Raw genomic sequence first — 22,839 nt, 5'->3', positions numbered from 1 at the left:
CCAAGGCGCTACGCCTGCCGGTGCTGGCGCGCATTGCCGGCTACGCCAGTGCGGGGGTTGACCCGGCGATCATGGGCGTCGGCCCGGTGGACGCCACCCGCCGCGCGCTGTTCAAGGCCGGCTGGGACCTGGAGCAACTCGACCTGATCGAGGCCAACGAAGCCTTTGCTGCCCAGGCGCTGTCGGTGGGCCGTGAACTGCGCTGGGACGCCGCCAAGGTCAACGTCAACGGCGGCGCGATTGCCCTCGGCCACCCGATCGGCGCCTCCGGCTGTCGGATTCTGGTCACCCTGCTGCATGAACTGATTCGCCGCGACGCCAGCAAGGGGCTGGCCACGCTGTGCATTGGCGGCGGTCAGGGCGTGGCGCTGGCTATCGAGCGCTGAAGGCTTTGGTAGGGTGGACAACGTTTCCCCCATTGTTCACCGTGCAGGCTTGTGGTGGATGAAATGACGCCCACCCTATAAGCTCCAGCGCATGGCTGGGCAACCGGAAGACTCATGCAGGGTGAACAGCGCGTTGTCTGTCCGCTGCAGCGGGCCTTTGTGGATAAAAAAACATTCCAATAACAAGAGAAACAACAATGCGAATCTTGACCACACTTCTCGGCAACAGCCAGAAACTCGACGGCGGCGCCATGTTCGGCAATGCGCCGAAAGCCCTGTGGCAACGTTGGATGCAGCCGGACGACGAGAACCGTATCGACCTCGGTTGTCGCACCCTGCTGGTCCAGGAAGATGGCCGTAACATTCTGGTGGAAACCGGCATCGGCGCGTTCTTCTCGCCACAAATGAAGGACCGGTTCGGCGTACAGGAACAACGCCACGTGCTGCTCGACAACCTGCAATCCGTGGGTCTGGGCCACGCCGATATCGACGTGGTGGTTCTCACCCACCTGCACTTCGACCATGCCGGCGGCTTGCTCGCGGCCTGGCAAGACGACCAGCCCGCCAAGCTGCTGTTCCCCAAGGCCCGTTTCATCGTCGGCGAGTGCCAGTGGCAACGCGCCTGCAATCCGCATTCTCGCGACCGCGCCTCGTATATCCCCGAGCTGATTGATCTTATGGAAACCAGCGGCCGGCTGGAGCTGGTCCCGGCGGGCGCCAGCAGTTCGCCGACTCTCGGCACCGGCTGGCGCTTTCATTGGAGCGATGGTCACACCCCCGGCCTGATGCTGCCGGAAGTAGCCATGCCCGACGGCCCTGTACTGTTCCCCAGCGACCTGATTCCCGGTGCGCCCTGGGTGCACTTGCCGATCACCATGGGCTATGACCGTTTCCCGGAAGGCCTGATTGAAGAAAAGGAAGCCCTGCTTGCCGATCTGTTGGCCCGCAATGGTCGCCTGGTATTCACCCATGATCCGCGGACCGCCTGTGGTCGCGTGGTGCGCGATGCCAAGGGCCGCTATGGGCTGGCAGAAACCAGCACCAACCTGCTGCGGTTGACGGCGTAAGCCGCTTTCTACGCGCAATCTCGATACGGCGGCTGCATCCTTGCGGTCCGCCTGCTCACCTGCCCTACGCTTGACACCCCAACGCATGCTTGCCGAGCATTGCCGTTTTTTTAATGCGGGAGAGTCTTGTGAGCCTGGAGTCAGTACGCACCTTCTTTGCCGAGAAGGCGCCGGATATCGCCATCATCGAACTGGATACCAGCACCGCCACCGTAGCGCTGGCAGCCGAGGCCCATGGGGTGGAGCCGGGGCAGATCGCCAAAACCCTGGCCTTGCGCGCCGGCGAGCGCAACCTGCTGATCGTCGCGCGGGGCGATGCGCGGATCGACAACAAGAAGATCAAGGCAGCGTTTGGCGGCAAGGCGCGGATGCTCGACGCCGAAACCGTACTGACGCTGACCAGCCACCCGGTCGGCGGTGTGTGCCCGTTCGGCCTGGCCACCGACCTGCCGGTATATTGCGACATCTCCCTGCGCGCCTATGACGAAGTCGTGCCGGCCGCCGGCGATGTTCACAGTGCGGTACGTATCACCCCGCAACGCATGGCCGAACTGACCTGCGCCGAGTGGGTGGACGTATGCCAGGACATTGCGGTCGAAGCCTGCTCCTGAGCGGCCGCCGCTAAAAGCCGCCGGTCACGCCTAGGCCGATGCCTAGCACACGCGCCAGGGCAAAGGGCAACAGCACGGTGTCCAGCAGCGCACTGGCCGGCAGATCCAGAGCCGGGTATTTCGGCGCCTTGGCACCGAAACGGTCGAGCGGACAGCAGCCACCGTTGAGGCTGTACCAGTCCAGGCGCAGGCCGGAATAAACAATCGGCGCGCCGGGTTTGGCGGCATCCAGGGTGCGCACGCTGGCGCAACCCGAGATCAATACCAGCGCCAGCAAGATCGAACCCAGCCGCGCGCTGCGTCGTTTCACTGATACCTCCGCTAATTGCCCGTCCTAGTCGTCGCTGACGAGATGGTGTTCGCCCCAGCGCGGCAGCATGTCCTGGGGAATATTCAGGCAGTTGAGAATGCGCGCGACGACGAAATCGACCAGGTCATCCAGCGTCTGCGGCTGATGATAAAAACCCGGCGAGGCCGGCAGTATGGTCACGCCCAGGTTGGACAGCTTGAGCATATTCTCAAGATGGATACTGGAGTACGGCGCCTCGCGCGGCACCAGGATCAGCTGACGACGCTCCTTGAGGGCGACGTCGGCGGCCCGCTCGATCAGGTTGTTGCAGGCGCCGCCGGCAATCGCCGACAGCGTACCGGTGGAACAGGGCACCACCACCATCGCGCTCGGCGCGCCGGAGCCGGAGGCCACCGGCGCCATCCAGTCTTCCCGGCCATAAACACGAATTTGCCCCGGCGCGGCGCCGGTGTACTCGGTCAGAAACGCCTGCATGGCCTGCGGCTTGGCCGGCAGCACCACGTCGGTCTCGGTGGCCAGCACCAATTGCGCGGCCTTGGAGATCAGGAAGTGCACTTCGCGTTCTTCCTGCACCAGGCAGTCCAGCAGGCGCAGGCCATATTGCGCGCCGGAGGCGCCGGTCATGGCCAGGGTAATGCGTTGCGGGCCGGTCATGTTCACTTCCTCGTTATGGTTGCGGCGGGCTACGCCAGTGAACGGGGTTCAGCAGCCGTAGGGTGGAAAACCGCGAAGCGTTTTCCACCCTGACGACCACACGCGTGGCAATGCCTTCGGACTACGCCAGCGCTTCCGCCAGCTTGCCATGCAGGCCGCCAAAGCCGCCGTTGCTCATGATCACCACCTGGGTGCCCGGCGCCACCTGGGATTGCACCCGCGCGATGATCGCGTCCAGCGAGTCGCAGACCACCGCCGGCACCGGACAGGCCGCCGCAGTGGCGGCCAGGTCCCAGCCGAGGTTCGGCGGCGCGTACCAGATCACCTGGTCGGCTTGCGCCACAGACTCCGGCAGGCCGTCGCGGTGGGCGCCCAGCTTCATCGAGTTGGAGCGCGGCTCGATCACCGCGACGATGGAAGCCTCGCCAACATGCTTGCGCAGGCCGTCGAGGGTGGTGGCGATGGCGGTCGGGTGGTGGGCGAAGTCGTCATAGATCGTCACGCCATTCACCTCGGCGACCTTCTCCATGCGCCGCTTGACGTTCTTGAACGCGCTCAGCGCCTCGGCGCCCAGCTGCCCCACCACGCCGACATGCCGCGCCGCCGCCAGAGCGGCCAGAGCATTGGCTACGTTGTGGCGACCGGTCAGCTCCCACTCCACCGTGCCCTGAACGGCGCCACCAAACAGCACCTCGAAACGCGAGCCATCCTCGGCCAGCAGGCGTGCCTGCCAGTCGCCGCCTTCGCCAGTGGTCTGCACCGGCGTCCAGCAGCCCATGCCCAGCACGTGCTCGATGGCCTGTTCGGTGGTGGGGTGAATGATCAGCCCGTCACCCGGAATGGTGCGCACCAGATGATGAAACTGCCGCTCGATGGCCGCCAAATCCGGGAAGATGTCGGCGTGGTCGAACTCCAGGTTATTCAGGATGGCGGTGCGTGGGCGGTAGTGAACGAACTTGCTGCGCTTGTCGAAGAAGGCGCTGTCGTACTCGTCGGCCTCGACCACGAAGAACGGCGTGTCGCCCAGGCGCGCGGAAATGCCGAAGTTGTGCGGCACGCCACCAATTAGGAAGCCCGGCGCCATTCCGGCGTGCTCCAGAATCCACGCCAGCATGCTGCTGGTGGTGGTCTTGCCGTGAGTGCCTGCGGCGGCCAACACCCAGCGGCCCTGCAGCACATGGTCGGCCAGCCACTGTGGGCCGCTGACGTAGGGTAGCCCCTGGTTCAGCACATATTCCACCGCCGGATTGCCGCGCGACAGCGCGTTGCCAATCACCACCAGGTCCGGTGCCGGCTGCAGGTGCTCGGGCAGATAGCCCTGCTGCAGCTCAATGCCCTGGGCTTCGAGCTGGGTACTCATCGGTGGATAAACGTTGGCATCAGAACCTGTGACGCGGTGGCCAAGCTCCTTGGCCAGCACTGCCAGCGAGCCCATGAAGGTGCCGCAGATGCCGAGGATATGAATATGCATGAAGAGGTCTCGAACCCGGGAAAACAATGGGCGGCAGGTTAGCACAGCCGCCCCCGACAATCGTCTTACTCCGGCGGCAGGTCCAGACGCCTGGACTAGGCTTTCAGCACCGTCTTTTTCCGACCGCTGCACACACAGGAGAGCCCGCTCATGCGTTATGCACATCCCGGCACCGAAGGCGCCATCATCAGTTTCAAATCCCGCTACGGCAACTACATTGGTGGCGAGTTCGTCGCCCCGGTGAACGGCCAGTACTTCACCAACACCTCGCCGGTCAACGGCCAACCGATCGCCGAGTTCCCCCGCTCCGACGCCGCCGACATCGACAAGGCGTTGGACGCCGCCCATGCCGCTGCCGACGCTTGGGGCAAGACCAGCGCCCAGGCCCGCGCCTTGGTGCTGTTGAAGATTGCCGACCGCATCGAGCAGAACCTGGAGCTGCTCGCTGTCACCGAAACCTGGGACAACGGCAAGGCCGTTCGAGAAACGCTCAATGCCGACATTCCCCTGGCCGCCGACCACTTCCGTTACTTCGCCGGCTGCATCCGCGCTCAGGAAGGCAGCGCCGCGGAGATCGACCAGCACACCGCCGCCTACCACTTCCACGAACCGCTGGGGGTGGTCGGGCAAATCATTCCGTGGAACTTCCCGATCCTCATGGCCTGCTGGAAGCTCGCCCCGGCGCTGGCGGCCGGCAACTGTGTGGTGCTCAAGCCCGCCGAACAAACACCGCTGGGCATCACCGTGCTGATGGAGCTGATCGGCGACCTGCTGCCGCCGGGCGTACTGAACATCGTGCAGGGCTTCGGCAAGGAGGCCGGCGAGGCGCTGGCCAGCAGCAAGCGCATCGCCAAGATCGCCTTCACCGGCTCGACCCCGGTCGGCTCGCACATCATGAAAATGGCCGCCGAAAACATCATTCCCAGCACCGTCGAACTGGGCGGCAAGAGTCCAAACATCTACTTCGAAGACATCATGCCGGCTGAGCCGGCCTTCATCGATAAAGCCGCCGAAGGTCTGGTGCTGGGCTTCTTCAACCAGGGCGAGGTGTGCACCTGTCCGTCGCGGGCACTGGTGCAGGAGTCCATCTATGCGCCCTTTATGGAGGCGGTGATGAACAAGGTCGCGCAGATCAAGCGCGGCGACCCGCTGGACACCGACACCATGGTCGGCGCCCAGGCCAGCCAGCAGCAGTTCGACAAGATCGTCTCTTACCTGAAGATCGCCCGCGACGAAGGTGCTGAGGTGCTCACCGGCGGTGAGGTGGAAAAACTCGAAGGCAGCCTGGCCACCGGCTATTACATCCAGCCGACCCTGCTCAAGGGTCATAACCGAATGCGCGTGTTCCAGGAAGAAATCTTCGGCCCGGTGATTGGCGTAACCACCTTCAAGGACGAAGCCGAAGCGCTGGCGATTGCCAACGACACCGAGTTCGGCTTGGGCGCGGGCGTGTGGACCCGCGACATCAACCGCGCCTACCGCATGGGCCGTGGCATCAAGGCCGGGCGGGTATGGACCAACTGCTACCACCTGTACCCGGCCCACGCGGCGTTCGGCGGTTACAAGAAATCAGGCGTTGGCCGCGAGACCCACAAGATGATCCTCGACCACTATCAGCAGACCAAGAACCTGTTAATCAGCTACGACATCAATCCGCTGGGCTTTTTCTAAGCCGCGCCTTACCTGTGGGGTCGGGTTTATCCCGGCTGACGAGGCGGGGACGGCTCAACTCCGCTGGCCGGTGTAAAACCGGCTCCACAGGGTTAGGAGCCCTGTTCCACTATGGGGTTCGTCATGGCCACCTCAACCGCTGTTCATCTCGCCGCCCTGCATGAGCAGGGTTTTGCCCTGCTTCCCGGCGTGTTGAGCAGCGTGCAAATCACCGAAGTGCGTACCGCCATCGACTGCCTGAAACCCATACATTGGGATTACCTGGGCCTGGTCGATGATCACTTCAAATGCGTGTTCAACCGTGATCCATTCTGGCTACCCTATCTCGACCTGCCCGGCATAATCGAGCTGGCCGAGGCAGCGTTGGACGAGGAGTGTCACGTGATCGGCCAGACTGCCTGGCGCAGCCATCCGGGTTTTGTGGGCGCCGAGCTGCATGTGGATTACCTGGTCATGGAACTGCCTGAAAGCCTGTTGATCGATGCGGCTTTTGAATTGCCGATACAGATCTGCACCGCAATGATCTACCTCGACGACATCGACGAAGACCTGTGCCCGACCTGGGTGATTCCCGGCAGCCACCGCGCCGGTCGCAGACCCCGGCCAGGCGAAAGCCACTGGCATGGCCGACAGGCCAAACCGGTGCTGTGCCAGGCGGGCGACGTGCTGATGCTGCGCAGCGAGCTGTGGCACGCCGGCAGCCCAAATCGCAGCGAACGCACGCGCTATCTGCTGCAGGTGCATTACGGACGGCGCATGGTGGCCCAGAAGTTTTCGCCCTATCTGACGTGGCAGTTCAATTCGGCGGTGCTGGCCGCCGCTACGCCACGCCAGCGACGCCTGCTCGGCGAGCACGCGCCGGCCGAATACGACTGATCAAGACACATAGACGGCCTTGGCTTACCGAGCAGGGAATGTTGCCGACTTTTTCGCCACAAACAAAAAACCCGCCGAGGCGGGTTCTTTTCTGGCCATCAATGACATCCTGTCAGCCAACATCCTGTCGGCGTTCATCCTTGAAATGGCCCGTCATCCTTGACCCTGAGCGCGTCCTGCGCTGCAGTTGCTGTGTATATTGCCCAAGCCAGCCCTGCCACAACAGAGCCAATCACAGCAGCCCGTGTAAGCCTTTTGCCATAGTGCGACGCGGTTGCTGACCTGCCAGGCTGCGGTTAGCGAAACAGGGGGCCGGAACGGGTGTTGTTACCCTTGGCGAGTCGATCGTAGAGCACCACATTGACGGTGGCGGCGAGGTTCATGCAGCCGTTGGTGGGGATATAGATGACATCCTCGCACCAGTCGCGGATCTGCTGGTTCAGCGAGCCGTCTTCCGGCCCGAAGATATACAGGGCGCGGTCCGGATGGGTGTAGTCCGGCAATGAACGAGCGCCATCGACCAGCTCCACCGCGACGGGCGTGCAACCCAGCGGCAGGATTTTGCGCAAGTCGTCGATATTGATCAGCGGAATGTCCTGATGGACCTTCTTGGTATCGGTGATGAAGTCGCGTGCCCGGTCATAGCGGGTGCCGGTATAAAACACCGAGCTGACGTCGTAGCAGCCAGCCGCTCGCATGATCGAGCCGACATTCTCCGGCGACTTGGGATTGCTCAGACCGATGCAGCTGTATCTCTTGTTGGCCACGGAAAAGCTCGCAAAGACGCCGATTATACTGGCCAGGCGGCTAGCAAGCGAACAACTGCGCGCGTGGCCATGCCATGCGCAGGCACGCAGGCATGGCCGTTGCGTTAAGCCGACTCCCTTACTCTTCGTCCATCCCCACGGCTATCCAATCGCCATTTTCATCCTCGACCACCTCGATCAGGTCGGCGAACTGCTGTTCACGCGATTTGAACTTCCCTTGGTCGAGGGTACGCTCTTGCCAGGTGGGCATTTCTTCCAGCCACTTTTCTTCTGCCTGGATAGCACCGGACACAGGATGTTTCAGGTATCGGGCCATGACGCTTCTCCTGACGGAACTTGAGGAACAAATTACGTTCAGAGAACGCTGCTCCTAACTGAATATAGCCACACAGGCACGCTGCGGACCCGCCATTTCTCGCCCTGCCGAGTGGGTGGCCGCACACCTAAGTAGTAGTAGAAACACATTTTCCAGCGCTGCAGTTGCTGGGCGAAGCTTGTTAGACTACGGCCAATTGCCATGCAGCCTGCCCCTGTCGGGCCTACCTTTTCTTTTCATGTGAAGCCGTCATGTTCAAGTCTCCTGCCGTATCTTCTTCTATTTTCCCTCTTGCCAGCCGTGGCCTGCCGCGCCACACGCTAGGTGCTGCCCTGCTTGGCGCTTTGCTAGCTTTCGGTAGCGGCCAAGCCCAGGCGGCCACCACTGATCGCTGGGTCAGCGACAACCTGAACACCTATGTGCGCAGCGGCCCAACCGACGGCTATCGCATCGTCGGAACCCTCAAGTCCGGGCAAAAAGTGGAGCTGCTCAACTCCCAGGGCGATTACAGCCAGGTACGTGCCGAGTCCAGCTCTGCCGTCTGGATCCACAACCGTGACCTGCAGGACACACCCAGCCAGTTTGAGCGCATGCCCGAACTGGAACAGCAGGTGGCCGAACTCAGCGCGCAGCTCAACACCATTGAAGACAGCTGGAAAACTCGCGTGCAGGGCATGCAGGAAACCCTGGATTCTCGCAAGGCGCTGATCGATGAACTGGAAGCGCGCCGCAAGACGCTGGATGCCGAACTCACCCAGGCGCAATCCGAGCTGCGCTCGACCCAGGCTCGCCTGGGTGACGAAAACAAGGACGAGCTGATGCGTTACATGGTGTATGGCGGGAGCATTGCTGGTGCCGGTCTGCTGCTCGGCCTGATCCTGCCGAGCCTGACCCGGAGCCGCAAGCGCAACGATGGCTGGGTCTGAGTGCCCGACCACTGCGCCGCAGACCGGCCTTTATCCACATTGGCAGCAGCTGGGAGCCTCGCCGTGCGGTTCACGTGCGATGATTCGGCGTTCGCTCAATGAAGGAACTCACGACAGACATGTTCGAGATCAAGCAGGTGGACCCCGAAGCCTATCGGCGCGAAACCCGGCGCAGCACGCTCATCGTCGTGCTGATCTTCGCAGTGCTCGCCATGGGGCTGGCGAGCCTTTTCGTGAAACTGTTCGGCGAACCCGGTGGCGATAACTTCCGCTGGAACCTGGGCGGCGTGATTGCCGGCCTGCTTCTGGCTGTTCTGCTGGTGCGATTGAAGTTATGGTACCAGCCTTGGATGGCCTCGGCGGCGTACGGCTGGCAACTCAAGCGCAGCCTGATGAGCGTCACCAACGTCATGCACCAAGTGACTACAGGCGTAGCGGCGGGTGATCCCAGCGCAATGAAACTGCTGCGCTTTTATCATCTGGGCCTGATGCAGATGCACCAACTGGATGGCAATTCCAGCTCGCTGAACCAGATGCGGCAGGACGTCGAAGAGCATCAGGAACGCATGCGCGCCCAGCAGTTGGACACCGATCAGACGCGCCTGGACCCCAGTTGGTTTGCAGCTTTGAAGAATGTCAGCCCGTAAACGCTGCGGTGTCAGCCCCGTGCACGCTTTGCGTGGCAAGGCGCCCTGTGTCCATGCCCACGCTCGCTGCCGGCTGTGCTGAAGAACGCGATTGTTCCAAACCAATGGACCAAAACGTCTGGCGCGACAAACCCACCGCCATCGCCGGCACTACGCCGGGCGCTCGGCATTGGGCGCTACCGTACTTGCGGCGAAGCCTAGATTCAATCAAGCCTGTCCTCATCAATGCCGAAGGTGAACTGAGCAAAACCTGACACTCGAGCATGCAGGCCGACCTAGACCGTTTCGTCGGCCTGCTGGAAAGCTGCAACCGCGCTAACCCCAAGCAGCTTCAGTTCCCAAGACCCGCTTAGGCGGGTCTTCTTCTGTCTGGATGACAGCTAAAGACAGTCATCATCGGCTTCGCAGAGCCGCCACATCGAAGAATACTTCTTTAAATTCAAATGCTTATACAACTAAAATGAGCGATGGCGTTTTTCCGACCAAGTGTTGCTACAGATCAGTCTTTGCAGGCCGATATACACTTACCCGTAATATCGTTTGGCCATAGACTGATTCTAGTTCCACGGAAATGGATCAATACAATGCGCAGCGTCTTGCTCATTATTTTCCTCTGCATGTCCCTGCACGGCTGCAGTGACGAAGCAGACCCCTTGCGCATCGGCAGTAACCGCTGGCTCGGTTATGCCCCGCTGTATATCGCCGACGACCTGAGATGGCTTGCGCCATCGGGATTCCGCCTGCTCGAATATCCAAATACCGGGGGTGTGCTGCGTGCCTTTCGCAATGGCTTGCTGGACGTGGCCCTTCTGACCCTCGACGAAACCCTGCGCCTGCAAGCCAACGGCTACGACCTGGAAATCCTCCTGGTGACCAATATTTCATCCGGCGCCGACGTGCTCTATGCCCTGCCGCCCGTAGAAGGACTGGACGATCTGCAAGGCCGGCGTATCGGTGTCGAAGACAGCGCGCTGGGCGCCTTCTTCCTCGCACGCTTGCTGGATCAAGCGGGACTCAAGCTCGGCGATGTCGATATCTTCAGCCTGGCGGTCCATCAACACCTGGACGCCATGCGCACCCAACAGGTGGACGCCGTCGTTACCTTTGCTTCCCAAGGCCCGGAGCTGGCCGCGCTGGGCGCTCTCCCCCTGATTGACAGCCGCACCTTTCCCAACGAAATCATCGATGTGATTGTGGCGGATCGCCAACGCGTGTCGCCTGAAGCTCGCCGTCGCCTGCAAGCGCTCTGGTATGAAAGTCTGCAATTCTGGTCACAGAGACCGGAATACGCGGATCGCGTCCTGCACAGACGCCTGGCGCTGAGCCCCGCCGAGCTGGAGACCACCCGCACCGGCCTGCTCATGGGTGACCCTTCACTCAACCGGCAGTTGCGTGAAAGCGGTCAGCTGCTGACCAGCCTCAGATGGGCACATGATTACCAATTGGATCGCAACTTGTTGCCCCGCGCCGTGAATTACGCAAACCTGCTGAGCCACTGTGAGGGCCATCCATGCTGACTCGCCTGTCATTGCGCACCTCGCTGCCGTTACTGCTCGCCATGTTCGCGCTGCTGTTTATCTTGCTGTTGACCAGCATGCATCTGCCTCGGCAGGCCAAGGCCTCCAAGGACAGCCTGCACAGCTACACCCAGCAAATCCTGATCCTCATGCAAAGCAGCCTGAGCGACCATTTGCGCCAGCGGCGCTCACAGGAACTGCAAGTCACCCTCGCTGACTTGGCCAGCCTGCAAGGCGTCCTTTGGGCCATGGTGATCGACCAGCATCAGCACATAGCCGCCGCGACGCGCCTGGGGCTGCACCCCGGACGTCTTACCTTGCCCGACGGCCATAAGCTCGAAGAAATGCTTGCCGGGGATCGCCCCCGCTGGCTGGACTTGGGCAACCACCGCTATCTGGTCAGCTATCCGCTGATCGCGACGCTGGACCAAGACAAGTTGCGGCAATACAGCCTGCTGGTCAGCCTCGACTATCAGCAAAGCACGCGCCGTAACACCTCGAATGACTGGCTTTATCTAGGGCAGATCCTGGTTCTCTTGCTGTTGCTGGGCCTGTTCCTCAATTTTCTTTATGCGCGACTGGTGACCCGCCGCCTGGCCAGAATCGGCGAGGCCGTACAACGCTTCGCCGCGGGGGACCCGCAGGCCAAGGCCGAGGTTGGCGGTGAGGATGAAATTGGCCAGCTGGCCTTTAATTTCAACCGCATGATCGAGCAACTGACCCAGAATCAGGCCGCCCTGCGCGACAGTGAACAACTGCTGCGCAACGTCGTCGGCGCAGCACCGGTGGCCATGCTGATCGTCAACGCGCAGGGTCGCATTGAAGACGCCAACCCCGCTGCAGGACGCCTGTTCAACCGACGCCGGCGCGACATGCTGGATACCACGCCGGATCGCCTGCTGGGCAGCAGCGAGCCTTGGCCACGCATGCAAGCTCAGCTGCAGACACCGCTGGAATTCGATGCACGCAGCAATAATCACAGCTTTATGCTGGAAGGCACCTGCACGCCGTTTGAGCGCGCCGGACAGCGTTGCCATTTGTTGCTGCTACGCGACATCAGTGACCGCAAGCGCGCTGAACAGCGCCTGCGCTTCCTGGCCAACTTCGACCAATTGACCAATGTCGCCAGCCGCAACCATTTGCTCATCCAGCTTGACGAGGCCCTCGCCAAGGGCCAGCCGCTGGCCCTACTGTTCATCAACCTGGACCACTTCAAACGCATCAACGACAGCCTCGGCCACGACATCGGCGACACGCTGCTGCGCACCGTGGCCGACCGGTTGCGCCCATTCGCGGCTAGCGGTGATCTGCTTGCCCGTCTGGGGAGCGACGAGTTCCTACTGCTACTTGATCATGATGATCTCGACGCGGCCATGACCTTGGGCGGCCGCATCCTGGACGCCTTCAAGACACCGTTCCAGGCGCGTCAGTACCAGCTGTACATCAGCCCCAGCATCGGCATTACCCACCACCGCGGCAGCGGTGGCAGTGCCAGCGAATTGCTCAAGCAGGCGGATCTGGCATTGATGCGCGCCAAAGGCGCCGGGCGCAACCGGCTGGCCTGTTTCGACAGCCAACTGGCCGCCGAAGCCGAAGAGCGCCAGCGCCTGGAAGGAGAATTGCGCCTGGCCCTGGAGCGCGGCGAGTTCGAACTGTTCTACCAGCCGCAAGTGGACACCGACAACCAGGCCCAGGTCATGGAGGCGCTGCTGCGCTGGCGCTCGCCCAGTCGGGGCCTGGTCTCGCCGGCGGTTTTTATCCCGGTACTGGAAGACACCCGGCTGATTCTCGAAGCATCCCGCTGGGTATTTCGCCAGGCCTGTCGCCAAGCCCTGAGCTGGAGGCGCCAGGGTTACAACTGGCGCATCGCGATCAACCTGTCGCCGCTGGATTTTCACCAGCCCGACCTGGCCGATACACTGATCGGCATTCTCGACGAGGAAGGCACGCCCGCCGAGCTGCTCGAACTGGAGCTCACCGAAAGCGCCCTGCTGGAAGCCGACGATATGGTTCAGGAGACGCTCAGGCGCCTCAAAGACGCCGGTCTGCCCTTGTTCCTCGATGACTTCGGCACCGGCTACGCCTCGCTGACCTATCTGCAACAGTTCCGCTTCGACGGCATAAAGATCGATCGCCAGTTTGTCGCCGAACTCCCGGACAATCCGCGCTCCGTGGCCCTGGTGCGCGGTATTCTGACCATGGCTGTGCAACTGGGCCTGGAAGTGGTGGCCGAAGGTGTGGAAAACGAGCGCCAGGCCGCTTTCCTGCGCCTCAACGGCTGCCATCGCCTGCAGGGCTTCCACTTCGCCCGTCCTCAACGGGCCGCCGACTGTGTTCGGCTGGCTGTCCATGCCTGAGCCAAGCCCGCGCCTCACGCCATCAGTGGCGCCTGAGCCGAAGCGACAGGCTGTCGCCAGACGGCCCGTGCCGCCACGCTTTGTGGCAATCTGAAGCGCCTCGGAGTTTGCTGCCCCCGCACCGCTCTGCTAGTGTCGCGCCCGTTTTATCGCCTGAGAGTCCATCGCCATGGCCCGCAAAAAAGCCCCCTTAGATTTCGAGCAGTCTCTTGCTGACTTGCAGCAACTGGTCGAGCGCCTGGAAAGTGGCGAACTGTCACTGGAAGACTCCTTGAGTGCGTTCGAGCAAGGCATCCGCCTGACCCGGGATTGCCAGTCGGCCCTGGGCCAAGCCGAGCAGAAGGTGCAGGTGCTCCTTGAGCGTGACGGCGAAACTCAGAGCGTGCCCTTCGATGCGGATGAAGACGCATGATCGCGTATCAGAAAACCTGTCAGCACCGCGTCGACACTGCCCTGGAAGTGCTTTTCACGCCTCCGCGTCCCGAGCTCGAACGGCTTTATCAAGCGATGCGCTACAGCGTGATGAATGGCGGCAAGCGTGTGCGGCCCTTGTTGGTGTATGCCACCTGCGAAGCCCTGGGCGGTAACCTGGAACAGGCCGATGGCGCGGCTTGTGCTGTCGAATTGATTCATGCCTATTCACTGGTGCATGACGATTTGCCGGCCATGGACGACGATGACCTGCGCCGTGGCCAGCCCACCACCCACAAGGCATTCGATGAGGCCTGCGCAATCCTGGCCGGCGATGCCTTGCAAAGCCTGGCGTTCGAGGCGCTCAGCGATACCCGTGGCAATCCTGCAGACCCCGCCTTGCGCCTGGACATGCTCCGCCATCTGGCCCGCGCTGCCGGTTCCGCCGGCATGGTCGGCGGCCAGGCCATCGATCTCGGCTCAGTGGGCCGTCAGCTCGACCAGGCCGCGCTGGAAGTCATGCACCGCCACAAGACCGGCGCCCTTATCAGCGTCAGCGTGCTGTTAGGCGCCTTGGCCAGCGGTCGCGCCACGTCCGCCGCCTTGACTGCCTTGCAGCAGTATGCCGAAGCCATCGGCCTGGCCTTCCAGGTGCAGGACGACATTCTCGACGTGGAAAGCGACACCGCCACGCTGGGCAAGACCCAGGGCAAGGACCAGGCCCATGACAAGCCCACCTACCCCGCCCTGCTCGGTCTGGACGGTGCCAAAGTCTACGCACGCCAACTGCACGACCAGGCCCAGACAGCGCTCACTGGCTTCGACCTGGCGGCTGAGCCGCTGCGTCAATTGGCTCGCTTTATCGTCGAAAGACGCAGCTAAGCAGTTAGGCCTAATCCGCAACAAGAACGGCGCCGTGTGATGGGAATGCCAGCGGTGTCGCCAACAGGCGCAACTCAGATCGCCAGCGTTTCCAGATACGCGGCCAGCGCGTCGATATCCTGCGAGGACAGTTGCGCCGCGATCGGACGCATCACCGAACTGGCCCGGCGCGGGTCGCCGTCGTGGAAACGGGTCAGCGCCCGGCGAATGTACTCCCCCGGCTGCCCCGCCAGACGGGGCATGGTTTCCCGGCCTTCGGCCTGAGCACCGTGACAGCCGGTGCAAGTCTTCTGGAACAAGGTCTCGCCGTGCTGGCGCAACGCAGGCTCCGGGCTGGCGGTAGTTGGCAGCACCTGTTGCTGGCTGAAATACACGGCGATATTCACCTGTTCTTCCCGGCTTAGGGTCTGCGCCAACTTGCTCATGACGAAATCGGTCCGCTCGCCGTTGGCAAAGGTTTCAAAGGCCTTGAACAGATAAACCGGGCTTTGACCGGCCAGATTGGGAATGTGGTCGCGCTTGCTGTTGCCGTTCTCGCCATGGCAATAGCTGCAAAAACGCACGCGCTCCTGGGCTTCCGCATAGGCTTGCTGGCGAAGCTGTTCATCGGCCATCAGCTGATTGAAGCGGGCCATGGCCGCATCGCTCGACCAGGCAAACGTGGCAAAGCAGCTGAGTAAGGTAAACATCAGTAGTCGCATGTGAATCTTCCTGAACTGCGAGGTGATGGGCAGTGAGTCAATTTCCGGCCGCGACTATAGAATCAAACCTGTGCATTGACCCGACGCAAATCAATGAACCCACGCGCGCCCGTGGTGGCCTGTGCTGCAAGCGGCGAGAAACGTGACAGACACCCCATGGCAGCCGGCGTGGCAAGCCAGCCAAGGCGCACGCACAACGGGTGAAGAGGCGCACCCGCCCGCTGGTCGCGTAAAACCTTATATAATCTCCGGTTTTTAGCACTATCGAATATGAGGGTTCATTTATGAGCACGTTGCCGCCCTGCCCCAAATGCAGTTCCGAATACACTTACGAAGACGGCCCGCTGCTGATCTGCCCGGAATGCGCCCATGAGTGGTCCCCCACGGAAGCCGCCGAGGCTGACGAAGGGGACAAGGTGATCAAGGATTCGGTCGGCAACGTCCTACAGGACGGCGACACGGTCACCGTCATCAAGGACCTCAAGGTCAAAGGCTCCTCATCGGTGGTCAAGGTGGGCACCAAGGTCAAGGGCATCCGCCTGTGCGAGGGCGACCACGACATCGATTGCAAGATCGATGGCATTGGCGCGATGAAACTCAAGTCTGAGTTTGTCAGAAAAGTCCTCTGAGCGACCCGGCAACCGAGCGGATGAAACCTGCTTGCGCCGCTCGGTCAACCGCTCTGCGACAACGTGAAGCCACCTAAAAACATATCGACCTAACTACTCATTTAGGCGTATGTCCTTTGTTTTTGTAAGTCTATAGAATGCACTGCGTCGTCCTGTCGCAGAGCGTTTTTTAAATGCTGTATAACGCTACCAACAGCGAGCCCGAGGTTCCCCCCCTAGCCGTGCCCTCCGTTTGCAGCGTCTATCAATATTGCGAGATAGAGCGCTCCAATCAGCTCGGCGAGACCGCCCTTGCCATAGAAACGGCCCTCGCCATCAGCTACAACGGCATCAACCACAGCGTCATGATGGTCACCCCGCATGCTCTTGAAGATTTCCTCATGGGCTTCAGCTTGGGAACGGGAGTCATCGATAAAGTTGATGATATGTTCGACCTGCACATCAGTCAGGCGGCTGATGCCTGGTATGCCGAGGTGCAGATTTCCAGTCGCGCGTTCTGGAATCTCAAGCAACAGCGCCGACAGCTGACAGGCACCAGCGGTTGTGGTTTGTGCGGAGTCGCCGCCCTCGAGCAGGCCTTGCCCCGCCTCGAACCCCTGCCGGCCAGCCCACTGCCCCCCCTTGCTCATCTGCGCAACCTGCGCCCTCGGATCGCCGAGGCACAGGTGCTGGCGCGCCAAAGTGGCGCCCTGCATGCCGCGTTGTTTGTCGATGATCAAGGCGCGATTCGGGTATGCCGCGAAGATATCGGCCGCCACAACGCCCTGGACAAACTGATTGGCGCACTCAACCGCGAACGCATCGACAGCCACAGCGGTTTTGCCGTGGTGACCAGCCGGTGCGGCCTAGAGTTGTTGCACAAGGCGGTGCGTGCCGGCATCGGCACACTGGTCAGCCTCTCGGCCCCGACCTCGCTGACCGTGTCCTGGGCGCGCGAGCATCGCCTCAATCTGATTCATCTGCCTCATCAGAGCGAACCCCGGGTATATAGCCCGGCGCCCGCCCTGCCGTAACACCCCAAAAAGAGAAAAATTAACCCAAGGCCTGAACAGCCCGGCCCACAACGCCGGCGTTACGTTCACCCAAGCGCCAGACCCGGCGCCTGACGAGGAGATCACCCATGGAACTCGGCAGAAGGCAGTTCTTCAAGCTTTGTACTGTCGGAGTCGCCACCGCGACCGCCACCACCCTCGGCTTCGCCCCCAGCGTCGCCCAGGCCACCCAGCCGCGTCAGTACAAGCTGCTGCGTGCCAAGGAAACCCGCAATAACTGCACCTACTGCTCGGTGGGCTGCGGGATCCTGATGTACAGCCTGGGCGACGGCGCCAAGAACGCCAAGGAGAGCATTTTCCACATCGAGGGCGATCCGGATCACCCGGTCAGCCGTGGCTCGCTGTGCCCGAAGGGTGCCGGTCTGATCGACTACATCCACAGCGACCAACGCCTGAAGTATCCCGAAGTGCGCGAAGCGGGCAGCAATGAATGGAAGCGCATTTCCTGGGACGAGGCGCTCGAGCGCATCGCCCGCCTTATGAAAGATGACCGCGACGCTAACTTCATCGAGAAGAACGACAAGGGCCAGGTGGTCAACCGCTGGACCACCACCGGCTTCCTCGGCTCGTCGGCGGCCAGCAACGAGACCGGCATCCTGGACGTCAAGTTCGCCCGCAGCCTGGGCATGGTGCACCTGGAGAACCAGGCGCGCCTCTGCCACGGTCCGTCGGTGGCCGGTCTGGCGCCGTCGTTCGGGCGTGGCGCGATGACCAACAACTGGGTCGACATCAAGAACGCCAACGTCATCCTGGTCATGGGCGGCAACCCGGCCGAGGCCCACCCGGTGGGTTTCAAGTGGGCCGTGGAAGCCAAGACCCGCAACAACGCCTACATGATGGTGGTGGACCCGCGCTTCAACCGCACCGCCGCGGTCGCCGACTTCTATTCGCCGATCCGCGCCGGCGCCGACTCGGCCTTCCTGCTCGGTGTCGCCCACTACCTGCTGAGCAATGACAAGATCCAGCATGCGTACGTCAAGGCCTACACCAACGCGCCGTTGATTGTGCGCGAGGACTACGGCTTCGAGGACGGGCTGTTCAGCGGCTACGACGCCGAGACGCGCAGCTACGATCGCTCTTCCTGGGCCTATGAACTGGGCGCCGACGGCTACGCCCTGCGCGACGACACGCTGCAGCATCCGCGCTGTGTCTTCAACCTGCTCAAGAAGCACGTCGAGCGCTACACGCCCGAGATGGTCAGCAGCATCTGCGGCACGCCCAAGGAAGATTTCCTCCACGTCTGCGAAAAGCTGGCCGCCACCAGCGTCCCGGACAAGACGACGACCATCCTCTACGCGCTGGGCTGGACCCAGCACGTCGGCGGCTCGCAGATGATCCGTGCCTCGGCCATCGTGCAACTGCTGCTGGGCAACATCGGCATGCCCGGCGGCGGCATCAACGCCCTGCGCGGTCATTCCAACGTCCAGGGCTTCACCGACCTCGGCGTGTTGACCACGATGCTGCCCGGCTACCTGACGCTGCCCCATGAGAATCAGCAAAGCCTGCGCGATTACCTGGAACAGCGCACCCCGAAGACCCTGGTGGACAAGCAGGTGAACTTCTGGAAGAACACGCCCAAGTTCATGGTCAGCTTCCTCAAGGGCATGTGGGGTGTGAACGCCACCGCCGAGAACCAATGGGGTTACCACTGGCTGCCGAAGTGGGATCGCAGCTATGACGTGATGGCCTTCGTCGAGCAGATGACCAAGGGCAAGGCCAACGGCTATATCGTCCAGGGCTTCAACCTGATCGCCGCCGCCGCCTCCTCGGGCAAGGTGCGTGAAGGCCTGGCCAAGCTGAAATATCTGGTGGTGATCGATCCGCTGCAGACCGAAACCTCGTCGTTCTGGCAGAACCATGGCGAATTCAACGACACGAATCCGGCCGAGATTCAGACCACCGTGTTCCGCCTGCCCTCGTCCTGCTTCGCCGAGGAGAATGGCTCGATCGCCAACTCCGGCCGCTGGCTGCAATGGCATTGGGCGGGCCAGACGCCCCCCCACGAATCCTGGCACGACGGCAAAACTCTCGGCACGCTGCTGATGAAGTTGCGTGAACTCTATGCCCGGGAAGGCGGGGTCTGTCCCGAGCCGCTGATGAACGTTGACTGGAACTACCGCGATCCGAAGGACCCGCAACCGGAAGAAGTCGCCAAGCAGCTCAACGGCTATGCGCTGGCGGACCTGCTGGACGACAAGGGCAACCTGATCGCCAGAAAGGGCGAACTGCTGTCCAGCTTCGCCCACATGCGCGACGATGGCTCGACCAGCGGCCTGTGCTGGATCTTCACCGGTCAGTGGACGGAAGCCGGCAACATGATGGCCCGCCGCGACAACACCGACACCGGCCTGGGCAACACCCCGGGCTGGGGCTTCGCTTGGCCGGCCAACCGCCGCCTGCTCTACAACCGCGCCTCGGCCGATCCGTCCGGCAAACCCTGGGATCCGAAGCGCAAATTCCTGCACTGGGACGGCGCCCAGTGGGTCGGCGCCGATGTGCCCGACTACCCGCTGACGTCGGCGCCGAACAGCGGCGTCAGTCCGTTCATCATGCTTCAGGACGGCGTCGGCCACCTATTCTCCCTTGGTGCGATGACCGACGGTCCGTTCCCCGAGCACTACGAACCGCAGGAGAGTCCGATCGAGGCCAACCCGCTGCACAGCGGCAGCGGCAAGAGCCCGGTGGCGCGCATCTTCGAGGACGACAAACCGAGCTTCGGTTCCCGCGAAGAGTTCCCCTTCGTGGCGACCACCTACTCGATCACCGAAATGTTCCGCCACTGGACCAAGCACTCGCACCTGAACGCCGTGGTCCAGCCCGAGCAGTTTGTCGAGATCAGCGAGAAGCTGGCCGCCGCCAAGGGCATCAAGGGCGGCGACGTGGTCAAGGTATCGAGCAAACGCGGCTTCATCCGCGGCAAGGCAGTGGTCACCAAGCGGGTAATGACGCTGCAGGTGGCCGGTCAGGAGGTGGAACAGGTCGGTATTCCCTGCCACTGGGGCTTCGAGGGAAGCACCCGCAAGGGCTTCCTGGCCAACACCCTGAGTCCGCGTATCGGCGATGCCAACACTCATACCCCCGAATACAAGGCCTTCCTCGTCAACGTGGAAAAGGTGTAACGGAGCCCGCTCATGTCCATGCAATCTCAAGACATCATCAAACGCTCCGCCACCAGCGGGCTGACGCCCACGCCCAGCGCGCGTGACAAGAAAGCCGAAGTGGCCAAGCTGATCGACGTGACCACCTGCATCGGCTGCAAGGCCTGCCAGGTGGCCTGCTCGGAGTGGAACGACATCCGCGACGAGGTCGGCCACAACGTCGGCATGTACGACAACCCGATCGACCTGACCGCCGACTCCTGGACCGTTATGCGCTTCGACGAGTACCAGAACGACGAGACCGGTCGCCTGGAGTGGCTGATTCGCAAGGACGGCTGCATGCATTGCGCCGATCCGGGCTGCCTGACCGCCTGCCCGCAGCCGGGCGCCATCGTGCAGTACGCCAACGGCATCGTCGACTTCCAGTCCGAGCACTGCATCGGCTGCGGCTACTGCATCGCCGGCTGCCCGTTCGACGTGCCGCGCATCAGCCAGAAGGACAACAAGGCCTACAAGTGCACCCTGTGCTCGGACCGCGTCGCGGTCGGCCAGGAGCCGGCCTGCGTGAAGACTTGCCCGACCGGGGCGATCCGCTTCGGCAGCAAGGACGACATGCTGCATTACGGCGCGGAACGCGTTGAGGAACTCAAGGGCCGCGGCTTCGCAGGCGCAGGGATCTATGACCCGCAAGGCGTGGGCGGCACCCATGTGATGTATGTGTTGCAGCACGCCGACAAACCTCAGCTGTACCGCAAGCTGCCGACCGATCCGCGCATCAGCACGGCGATTCGTGGCTGGAAGGGCTGGATGAAACCGGTGGCCGCAGCGGCCTTCTTCGCCACCCTGGCTGGCACCCTGTTCCACTACGTGGGCGTGGGACCGCAGACCGTGGATGAAGACAATCACGCAGACACTGACGGAAATGCCGGCAACGTAGAGGAGAACCAGGCATGAGCACGCGCAACACTGTCCAGCGTACCCCCTATGCGGTGCGCATTTGTCACTGGCTGATGGTCATCTGTTTCTTCCTGGTGGCGATGTCCGGGCTGTCCTGGTTCTTCCCCTCGTTGAACTGGCTGAACAACCTCCTCGGCGGCCCACAACTGGCACGGATTCTTCATCCCTTCCTGGGCGTGGCGATCTTCGTGTTCCTGGCGTTCATGTGCATTCGCCTGGCCAGGTACAACCTGCCGGAAGCCAGCGACAAGGCGTGGTTCGCCAACGTCGGTTCGGTGATGAAGGGTGAACACAACGATGCGATCGACACCGGCAAGTACAACGCCGGCCAGAAAGTGCTGTTCTGGAGCATTATGGGGTTGATCAGCGTACTGCTGCTCAGCGGCGTGATCATCTGGCGCCCTTACTTCGCCCCGCTGTTCGGTATTCCCATCATCCGCATCGGCCTGCTTCTGCATGCGCTGGCCGGCGTGCTGCTGATGTTGCTGATCATCGGTCACATTTACCTGGCCTTCTGGGTCAAGGGTACGATCAGCAGCATGAGCACCGGCCGCGTCTCGCGTGCCTGGGCACGCAGCCATCATCCGCGTTGGTATCGCTCGATTCAACAGGACGCCCCATGAGCAGCATCAAGCTCACCGCGTTAGAGCCCAGCGGCGGCGTCGAGCATGTCGACCCGCTGCTGTTGCCCACCCTGGCGCAGCACTATTCACGGCGCGCCGAACGGCTGCGCCAACTGGCGGATGGCCATCCGATGGCCGATTACCTGCGCTTTGCCGCCAGCGTCGCCGACGCGCAGCAGCTGGCCCTGGATCAGCTGCCGCTGCCCGCCACGGCCAATGCCCAGCTGGATCTGGTGTCCGGCGAGGCGCCGTTGCATTACGCCAGCCTGCCGCGCGATACGTACTGGCGCGCGGTGCTGGGTCACCTCATCAAGCACCTGCAGCCAGAGGCTTCGGCCCAGGTGCGCGGGGTACTCGTCGAACTGCGCGACTGCACCATGGAACAATTGGAAGCCTGGGCCGACGCCCTACTGGCCGGCGACTTCGCCAGCGTCGGCAGCGCACGCGCACTGTTTCTATGGAGCGCCTTGTCGCTGTACTGGACCCAGTTGGCTGCCAACCTCGCGCTGCGCGCCACTGCCGAACTGGGTGAGAAGCGTCAGCTCTGCCCGGTGTGCGCCAGCACGCCGAGCACCAGTGTGATCCTCGGCAATGGCCTGCGTTATCTGCACTGCGGCCTGTGCGAAAGCCGTTGGCACATGGTGCGACTCAAATGCAGCAATTGCGAGGAAACGGGCAAGCTCGACTATTGGTCGCTAGAGAGCAAGGATGCGGCCCTTAAAGCGGAAAGTTGCGGGGATTGCGACAGCTACCTCAAAATCGTCCACTTCAGTCGCGACCGTGATCTGGACGTCTTCGCCGACGACTTGGCCACGCTGGCGCTGGACGCGGAAATGGAGCGCGAGGGTTTTGCCCGCAGCGGGCTGAATCCTTTTCTGTTTCCCGGCTAACCTTGTCAGCAGGAGCGACT

The 22,839-nt window shown here is 62.3% G+C and carries 22 protein-coding genes and 1 pseudogene; 17 read left to right on the top strand and 6 right to left on the bottom strand.

Features of this window, described 5'->3' with window-relative positions; genetic code table 11:
* From ACTV8E_RS19180 to ACTV8E_RS19170, 3 genes and pseudogenes are all read left to right on the top strand, one after another.
* Positions 1 to 386 (top strand): annotated as a pseudogene (locus tag ACTV8E_RS19180) (acetyl-CoA C-acetyltransferase); the annotation flags it as partial.
* Positions 387 to 583: 197 nt separating this feature from the next.
* Positions 584 to 1,453: an MBL fold metallo-hydrolase gene (locus tag ACTV8E_RS19175; protein WP_443200507.1), complete on the top strand. Its 870-nt coding sequence runs from the start codon at positions 584 to 586 to the stop codon at positions 1,451 to 1,453.
* 128 nt (positions 1,454 to 1,581) lie between these two features.
* Complete coding sequence (locus ACTV8E_RS19170) at positions 1,582 to 2,064, top strand: YbaK/EbsC family protein (protein ID WP_443200506.1); 483 nt, start codon at positions 1,582 to 1,584, stop codon at positions 2,062 to 2,064.
* A gap of 10 nt (positions 2,065 to 2,074) precedes the next feature.
* Here ACTV8E_RS19170 and ACTV8E_RS19165 read toward each other — a convergent pair whose 3' ends face one another.
* From ACTV8E_RS19165 to mpl, 3 genes are all read right to left on the bottom strand, one after another.
* Positions 2,075 to 2,374, bottom strand: a complete 300-nt coding sequence (locus tag ACTV8E_RS19165) for a YceK/YidQ family lipoprotein (protein ID WP_443200505.1) — start codon at positions 2,372 to 2,374, stop codon at positions 2,075 to 2,077.
* A 24-nt stretch (positions 2,375 to 2,398) separates the two neighbouring features.
* Positions 2,399 to 3,028, bottom strand: a complete 630-nt coding sequence (ubiX, locus tag ACTV8E_RS19160) for a flavin prenyltransferase UbiX (protein ID WP_443200504.1) — start codon at positions 3,026 to 3,028, stop codon at positions 2,399 to 2,401.
* A 121-nt stretch (positions 3,029 to 3,149) separates the two neighbouring features.
* Entirely contained in the window at positions 3,150 to 4,499 is a 1,350-nt protein-coding gene (mpl, locus tag ACTV8E_RS19155; protein ID WP_443200503.1) for a UDP-N-acetylmuramate:L-alanyl-gamma-D-glutamyl-meso-diaminopimelate ligase, read from the bottom strand.
* A gap of 150 nt (positions 4,500 to 4,649) precedes the next feature.
* On the opposite strand from mpl, the gene exaC reads away from it, so the two are divergent.
* Both exaC and ACTV8E_RS19145 read left to right on the top strand, forming a co-directional pair.
* On the top strand, positions 4,650 to 6,170 hold the full coding sequence (gene exaC / locus ACTV8E_RS19150) for an acetaldehyde dehydrogenase ExaC (RefSeq protein WP_443200502.1): 1,521 nt from the start codon (positions 4,650 to 4,652) through the stop codon (positions 6,168 to 6,170).
* A 123-nt stretch (positions 6,171 to 6,293) separates the two neighbouring features.
* The gene (locus ACTV8E_RS19145) at positions 6,294 to 7,046 is read left to right on the top strand and encodes a phytanoyl-CoA dioxygenase family protein (protein ID WP_443200501.1); all 753 of its coding nucleotides are present in this window, start codon (positions 6,294 to 6,296) and stop codon (positions 7,044 to 7,046) included.
* A gap of 296 nt (positions 7,047 to 7,342) precedes the next feature.
* Here ACTV8E_RS19145 and ACTV8E_RS19140 read toward each other — a convergent pair whose 3' ends face one another.
* On the bottom strand, positions 7,343 to 7,813 hold the full coding sequence (locus ACTV8E_RS19140; RefSeq protein ID WP_251836508.1) for an RNA methyltransferase: 471 nt from the start codon (positions 7,811 to 7,813) through the stop codon (positions 7,343 to 7,345).
* A gap of 118 nt (positions 7,814 to 7,931) precedes the next feature.
* A complete protein-coding gene (locus ACTV8E_RS19135) occupies positions 7,932 to 8,129 on the bottom strand; it encodes a hypothetical protein (RefSeq protein ID WP_273536001.1) in 198 nt (65 codons plus the stop codon).
* A gap of 251 nt (positions 8,130 to 8,380) precedes the next feature.
* Between ACTV8E_RS19135 and ACTV8E_RS19130 the strand changes: the two genes are divergently transcribed.
* The 6 genes from ACTV8E_RS19130 to ispA all read left to right on the top strand — a co-directional run bounded on the left by ACTV8E_RS19130 (position 8,381) and on the right by ispA (position 14,869).
* Entirely contained in the window at positions 8,381 to 9,055 is a 675-nt protein-coding gene (locus tag ACTV8E_RS19130) for a TIGR04211 family SH3 domain-containing protein (protein WP_443200500.1), read from the top strand.
* A gap of 119 nt (positions 9,056 to 9,174) precedes the next feature.
* Positions 9,175 to 9,702 carry a DUF3087 domain-containing protein gene (locus ACTV8E_RS19125; protein WP_443200508.1) on the top strand — a complete coding sequence of 176 codons (528 nt, stop codon included), beginning with the start codon at positions 9,175 to 9,177 and terminating at the stop codon, positions 9,700 to 9,702.
* A gap of 584 nt (positions 9,703 to 10,286) precedes the next feature.
* Complete coding sequence (locus ACTV8E_RS19120; protein ID WP_443200499.1) at positions 10,287 to 11,219, top strand: ABC transporter substrate-binding protein; 933 nt, start codon at positions 10,287 to 10,289, stop codon at positions 11,217 to 11,219.
* Complete coding sequence (locus ACTV8E_RS19115) at positions 11,213 to 13,576, top strand: putative bifunctional diguanylate cyclase/phosphodiesterase (protein ID WP_443200498.1); 2,364 nt, start codon at positions 11,213 to 11,215, stop codon at positions 13,574 to 13,576. The genes ACTV8E_RS19120 and ACTV8E_RS19115 overlap by 7 nt, the downstream gene beginning before the upstream one ends.
* Positions 13,577 to 13,745: 169 nt before the next feature.
* The gene (locus ACTV8E_RS19110) at positions 13,746 to 13,988 is read left to right on the top strand and encodes an exodeoxyribonuclease VII small subunit (protein ID WP_251836501.1); all 243 of its coding nucleotides are present in this window, start codon (positions 13,746 to 13,748) and stop codon (positions 13,986 to 13,988) included.
* Positions 13,985 to 14,869 carry a (2E,6E)-farnesyl diphosphate synthase gene (ispA, locus tag ACTV8E_RS19105; RefSeq protein ID WP_273536006.1) on the top strand — a complete coding sequence of 295 codons (885 nt, stop codon included), beginning with the start codon at positions 13,985 to 13,987 and terminating at the stop codon, positions 14,867 to 14,869. The genes ACTV8E_RS19110 and ispA overlap by 4 nt, the downstream gene beginning before the upstream one ends.
* A 74-nt stretch (positions 14,870 to 14,943) precedes the next feature.
* Here ispA and ACTV8E_RS19100 read toward each other — a convergent pair whose 3' ends face one another.
* Positions 14,944 to 15,570 (bottom strand): c-type cytochrome, encoded by a 627-nt coding sequence (locus ACTV8E_RS19100; protein WP_273536007.1) that lies wholly within the window; start codon positions 15,568 to 15,570, stop codon positions 14,944 to 14,946.
* A 284-nt stretch (positions 15,571 to 15,854) separates the two neighbouring features.
* Here ACTV8E_RS19100 and ACTV8E_RS19095 point away from each other — a divergent pair, with 284 nt between their 5' ends.
* The 6 genes from ACTV8E_RS19095 to fdhE all read left to right on the top strand — a co-directional run bounded on the left by ACTV8E_RS19095 (position 15,855) and on the right by fdhE (position 22,819).
* Positions 15,855 to 16,199, top strand: coding sequence for a zinc ribbon domain-containing protein YjdM (locus tag ACTV8E_RS19095; protein ID WP_251836498.1), 345 nt, complete (start codon positions 15,855 to 15,857; stop codon positions 16,197 to 16,199).
* 173 nt (positions 16,200 to 16,372) lie between these two features.
* The gene (gene fdhD / locus ACTV8E_RS19090) at positions 16,373 to 17,212 is read left to right on the top strand and encodes a formate dehydrogenase accessory sulfurtransferase FdhD (RefSeq protein WP_251836497.1); all 840 of its coding nucleotides are present in this window, start codon (positions 16,373 to 16,375) and stop codon (positions 17,210 to 17,212) included.
* A 107-nt stretch (positions 17,213 to 17,319) separates the two neighbouring features.
* On the top strand, positions 17,320 to 20,370 hold the full coding sequence (gene fdnG / locus ACTV8E_RS19085; RefSeq protein ID WP_251836496.1) for a formate dehydrogenase-N subunit alpha: 3,051 nt from the start codon (positions 17,320 to 17,322) through the stop codon (positions 20,368 to 20,370).
* Positions 20,371 to 20,388: 18 nt separating this feature from the next.
* Positions 20,389 to 21,303 (top strand): formate dehydrogenase subunit beta, encoded by a 915-nt coding sequence (gene fdxH / locus ACTV8E_RS19080; RefSeq protein ID WP_273536091.1) that lies wholly within the window; start codon positions 20,389 to 20,391, stop codon positions 21,301 to 21,303.
* On the top strand, positions 21,300 to 21,929 hold the full coding sequence (locus ACTV8E_RS19075; RefSeq protein WP_251836494.1) for a formate dehydrogenase subunit gamma: 630 nt from the start codon (positions 21,300 to 21,302) through the stop codon (positions 21,927 to 21,929). Before fdxH ends, ACTV8E_RS19075 begins: the two co-directional genes overlap by 4 nt.
* Complete coding sequence (gene fdhE / locus ACTV8E_RS19070; protein WP_251836493.1) at positions 21,926 to 22,819, top strand: formate dehydrogenase accessory protein FdhE; 894 nt, start codon at positions 21,926 to 21,928, stop codon at positions 22,817 to 22,819. Before ACTV8E_RS19075 ends, fdhE begins: the two co-directional genes overlap by 4 nt.
* The last annotated feature ends 20 nt before the right edge of the window (positions 22,820 to 22,839 follow it).

It is taken from the genome of Pseudomonas sp. B392_1p (assembly GCF_052245235.1).
GTDB lineage: Bacteria > Pseudomonadota > Gammaproteobacteria > Pseudomonadales > Pseudomonadaceae > Serpens > Serpens gallinarum.
This window is presented reverse-complemented; position numbering and strand designations above follow the sequence as displayed.